Annotated in this window: 5 protein-coding genes and 1 rRNA gene; all 6 read left to right on the forward strand. The window is 72.3% G+C overall.

Annotated features, from left to right (window positions below; translation table 11 throughout):
• Position 1: 1 nt before the first annotated feature.
• Positions 2–118 (forward strand): 5S ribosomal RNA (gene rrf / locus RNC47_RS35830).
• A 75-nt stretch (positions 119–193) separates the two neighbouring features.
• A complete protein-coding gene (locus RNC47_RS35835) occupies positions 194–1,369 on the forward strand; it encodes an acetoin utilization protein AcuC (protein ID WP_311605018.1) in 1,176 nt (391 codons plus the stop codon).
• 632 nt (positions 1,370–2,001) lie between these two features.
• Positions 2,002–2,208, forward strand: coding sequence for a helix-turn-helix domain-containing protein (locus RNC47_RS35840; RefSeq protein ID WP_052849337.1), 207 nt, complete (start codon positions 2,002–2,004; stop codon positions 2,206–2,208).
• A 127-nt stretch (positions 2,209–2,335) separates the two neighbouring features.
• Complete coding sequence (locus RNC47_RS35845; protein ID WP_003948845.1) at positions 2,336–2,434, forward strand: 30S ribosomal protein bS22; 99 nt, start codon at positions 2,336–2,338, stop codon at positions 2,432–2,434.
• A gap of 77 nt (positions 2,435–2,511) precedes the next feature.
• Positions 2,512–3,534, forward strand: a complete 1,023-nt coding sequence (locus tag RNC47_RS35850) for an NAD-dependent epimerase/dehydratase family protein (RefSeq protein ID WP_311605021.1) — start codon at positions 2,512–2,514, stop codon at positions 3,532–3,534.
• Positions 3,527–4,522: a lysophospholipid acyltransferase family protein gene (locus RNC47_RS35855; RefSeq protein ID WP_311605023.1), complete on the forward strand. Its 996-nt coding sequence runs from the start codon at positions 3,527–3,529 to the stop codon at positions 4,520–4,522. The genes RNC47_RS35850 and RNC47_RS35855 overlap by 8 nt, the downstream gene beginning before the upstream one ends.
• Positions 4,523–4,611: the final 89 nt, after the last annotated feature.

Below are 4,611 nucleotides of genomic sequence, written 5' to 3' on the forward strand. Positions count from 1 at the left end.
TTCCGGTGGTCATGGCGGTGGGGAAACGCCCGGTTACATTCCGAACCCGGAAGCTAAGCCTGCCAGCGCCGATGGTACTGCATGGGGGACCGTGTGGGAGAGTAGGTCGCCGCCGGACAATTATTGAAGAAAGGGCCCTGCCAAGGTTGTTTACCTTGGCGGGGCCCTTTCTTGCTTTGTTACCGTGGCCGCCATGAGTGGTGAAGCGCGGCTGATGTGGGACGAGGGTGTCACCCGGTACGACTTCGGCCCCGGGCATCCGATGGACCCGTTGCGGCTGGATCTGACCATGCGGTTGGTCGAGGCGTTCGGACTCGACCGGCACATCGAGGTCGTCGCGGCCGAGCCGGCCGGCGAAGCGGCGCTGGGGCTCGTGCACCAGGCCGACTACCTCGCGGCGGTGCGGCGGGCCTCCGTCGAACCCCGGGACGCCGACGAGCGGATGGGCCTCGGGACCCCGGACACGCCGGCCTTCCCCGGCATGCATGAGGCGTCCGCGCTGATCGCCGGTCAGTCACTCGCCGGCGCCGAGGACATCTGGCGCGGCGACGTCCGGCACGCCGTCAACTTCTCCGGGGGGCTGCACCACGCCATGCCCTCGGCCGCCTCCGGGTTCTGCGTCTACAACGACGCGGCGATCGCCATCGCCAGGCTGCTGGAGCTCGGCGCCGAGCGCGTCGCCTACGTCGACCTGGACGTGCACCACGGGGACGGCGTGCAGACCGCGTTCTGGGACGACCCGAGGGTGTTGACCGTCTCGCTCCACGAGCATCCGCGGTTCCTCTTCCCCGGCACCGGACGGCCCGAGGAGAGCGGCGGGCCCGCGGCACCCGGTAGCGCGGTCAACGTGGCGCTGCCCGCCGGCACTTCCGACGCCGGCTGGCTGCGGGCGCTGCACGCGGTGGTGCCCGAACTGCTCACCGAGTTCCGGCCCCAGGTGCTGGTGACCCAGCACGGGGCCGACACCCACTTCGAGGACCCCCTCGCCCACCTCACGCTCAGCCTCGACGCCCAGCGGGCCGCCGCCGAGGCCTGCCACCAGTGGGCGCACGAGCACGCCGACGGACGGTGGTTGGCTCTCGGCGGTGGCGGATACGCGATCATCGACGTCGTGCCGCGGATCTGGACGCATGTGGTCGCCATCGCGGCTCACCGGCCCATCGAGCCGGCGACGCAGACACCCGAGGAGTGGCGGTCCGCCGTGTACGCGCGGACCAGGGAGAGCGGGCCGCAGCGGATGACCGACGGGCGGCGGCCGTCCTGGCGGGGGTGGGAGGCAGGCTACGATCCGGCCGACGAGGTCGACCGGGCCGTGCTCGCCACCCGGCGGGCCGTGTTTCCGGCGCGTGGGCTGCTGCCCGAGCACTGAAGGGCACCCCCGGGCGAGGAGGCGCGGCCCCTCGCGGGCCGTTCGCCGCTGGGGCGCTACGTCGAGGCGTCCGTGGGGCTACGACGCGTGCGGAGGGCGTGCGCTCACATCACCGCAGGGGTGATGTGTCGACAAAACGACCCGATTCGGTCTACGTCGTCTGGAGGGCCGTGAACGGCCGCCCGCTCGCCGGGCGCACCGCTCGAACACGTCTTCAGCACCCCGCGTCTCGATGCCTCACACCTGTTTCCCGGCTTCCCCACGCGCGGCCGGCGGGGGGTGCGGCCGCGGCCGGCCGGCGGGCGGTCGGCGCAGGTCAGCCAGGGGGACGGGGCGCGGAACCGCGAGACGTCGGAGGGCCACCGGGGTTGGCGGGGCGGGCGAGGGGCAGCGTCCACACAGCGGTTCCATCCGCTGACTCCCGCCGAGCCCGCCACGGTGAACCGCTCGCGCGCTATGTGCCCAAACGGGCTTCTCTGTCACGTTAAGAGCCCGCTCGCTGTAAACGGCCGGTTGGGGCACCTCTTCCCCACTCGCATCACCCGCCCCTAATCTGGGGAGGAGCGCACATGCGAGAGGGAGTCACCGGAGGGGAAGCCGGTGTCCGACATGTGCGGAAGGTCAGGTGTTACATGGCTGCTGAAAGGCTTCTGAGCGAGGCCAAGTTCCTGACCGTGGCGGAGGTCGCCGCGGTGATGCGAGTCTCCAAGATGACCGTGTACCGGCTGGTGCACGCCGGTCATCTGCCCGCGATCCGGGTGGGAAGGTCCTTCCGGGTTCCCGAGCAGGCGGTCCACGAGTACCTCCGGGAGTCCTTCGTCGGCGTGGAAAGCGCCTGACGAGGGGCGGTGCCCTTCGACGCCCCTCGATTAACCCGTATCACTCGGTGACCGGTAGGCTGACCCCATGTAGGTCGTGTGGGCTCGGACGCCCCGCACCGAGTAAACGAAGTGAGCGAGGGTAGTCGTGGGCTCTGTTATCAAGAAGCGGCGCAAGCGGATGGCGAAGAAGAAGCACCGCAAGCTGCTGAAGCGTACGCGCGTGCAGCGCCGCAACAAGAAGTGAGCGAGCGCCGCTGATTCGGCCCTCCCGTCCGTGGCGACGGGAGGGCCCCATGCGTTTTCCGGAGTGGGGTGGCGCTTGTGGGCAGGACCGTGCTCGTGACCGGTGCCGCCCGGCAGTTGAGCGGGCGGTTCGTGCGGGGCATCAGGCGCGATCCGGAGGTGAGCCGGGTTGTCGGCGTGGACACGCGCCGGCCCGGCTATCCGCTCGGCGACATGCGGTTCGTGCGGGCCGACATCCGGCAGCCGTCGATCGCGACGGTGCTGGCCGAGCACCGGGTCGACACCGTGGTGCACCTGGACGTCCAGGGGGTCGCGGCCTCGCCCGGCGTGGGCCGCGCCGCGGTCAAGGAGCGCAACGTGCTGGGCACGCTCCAGCTGTTGGGCGCCTGCCAGAAGGTGCCGGGGCTGCGGCGGCTCGTCGTCGCGTCGAGCACCCAGGTCTACGGCAGCGGGGCCCGCGATGCCGCGGTGGTCTCCGAGAGCGCCCCCGAGCGGCCCCAGCCGGGCGGCGGGTTCGCCCAGGACGTGGTCGAGATCGAGGGCTATGTGCGGGGGTTCGGGCGGCGGCGTCCCGACGTCGCGGTGACCGTGCTGCGGTTCGCGCACCTGCTGGGGCCCGGCGCGGAGTCGGCGCTCGGCGCGTACTTCCGGCTGCCGGTGCTGCCCACGGTGCTGGGCTTCGACCCCCGGCTGCAGTTCGTGCACGAGCACGACGCCGTCGAGGTGCTGGCGGCCGCGGTGCGCGACCCGGCGCTCGCCGGCACGTTCAACGTCGCCGGGGACGGCGTGCTGCTGCTCTCCCAGGCGGCGCGGCGACTCGGCCGGCCCACGGTGCCGGTGGCCGGCCCGCTGACGCCCTGGCTCGGGATGGTGCTGCGGGCGGCCGGCGTGGACGGGATATCCGGCGAGCAGTTCAGGGCCCTGGTGCACGGTCGGGTGGTCAGCACGGCGCGACTGCGGGTGGCGCTCGGCGGCCCGTTGGAGTACTCGACGGCCGACGCGTTCGCGGACTTCGCCGCGGCGCACGGCCCAGGGCTGCTGGCCCCGGAGCGGGTGGGGCGGGCCCTTGACCGGATGGAAGGGGCGCTGCGGCATGGCTGACGCCAAGGTCATTCCGATCGGACCGGTCGGGGAGGGCGGCGGCCGGCGAACCCGGGACGAGCGCGACGAGCGTGACGAGGGGGAGGCGCCGGCCGGCGAGGCGTCGTTGACGTCGCTGGCCGGGAAGGTCGCGGAGCGCGGCGCCGGCGGCGGGCTCGACCAGGCGCTGGCGCGGACCTTCGCGTTCCTGCGGCGCCGGCTCACCGGCGACTACGAGGTCGACGACTTCGGCTTCGACCAGGACCTCACGGACGAGGTGCTGCTGCGGCTGCTGCGGCCGGTGTTCGAGCGGTACTTCCGGGTCGAGGTGCGGGGGATCGAGAACATACCGACCGACGGCGGCGCGTTGATCGTCGCGAACCACTCGGGCACGCTGCCGTGGGACGGGCTGATGCTGCAGGTGGCGGTGCGGGACCGGCACCCGGCCGAGCGGCATCTGCGACTGCTCGGCGCGGACCTGGTGTTCCAACTGCCGGTGGTCAACGAGCTGGCGCGGAAGGCGGGGCACACGCTGGCGTGCGCGGAGGACGCGCAGGAGCTGCTCGAGCGAGGCGAGTTGGTCGGCGTGATGCCGGAGGGGTTCAAGGGGCTCGGCAAGCCGTTCGCCGACCGGTACCGGCTGCAGCGCTTCGGGCGCGGTGGCTTCGTGGCGACGGCGCTGCGGGCGCGGGTGCCGATCGTGCCGTGCTCGATAGTGGGGGCCGAGGAGATCCACCCAATGGTGGGGAACTCCCGGGTGCTGGCGCGGCTGTTCGGCCTGCCGTACTTCCCGGTGACGCCGACGTTCCCCTGGCTCGGACCGCTGGGCGCGGTGCCGCTGCCGACGAAGTGGACCATCCAGTTCGGTGAGCCGCTGGAGACCAGGGACCAGCCGCCGGAGGCGGCGGAGGACCCGATGCTGATGTTCCAACTGACGGACCAGGTGCGGGAGACGATTCAGCACACCCTCTACAAGCTGCTGGTGGCGCGGCGGTCGGTCTTCTTCTGACGGCCCCCCTGGCGGGGGCAGGGCCCCGAAGGACGCCAGCCGCCCCGGGCGGGGGTGGTGGTCCGGCTGGACCGGGGTTTCCCCCACCC

The organism is Streptomyces millisiae, from assembly GCF_031845425.1.
Classification (GTDB): Bacteria; Actinomycetota; Actinomycetes; order Streptomycetales; family Streptomycetaceae; genus Streptomyces; species Streptomyces millisiae.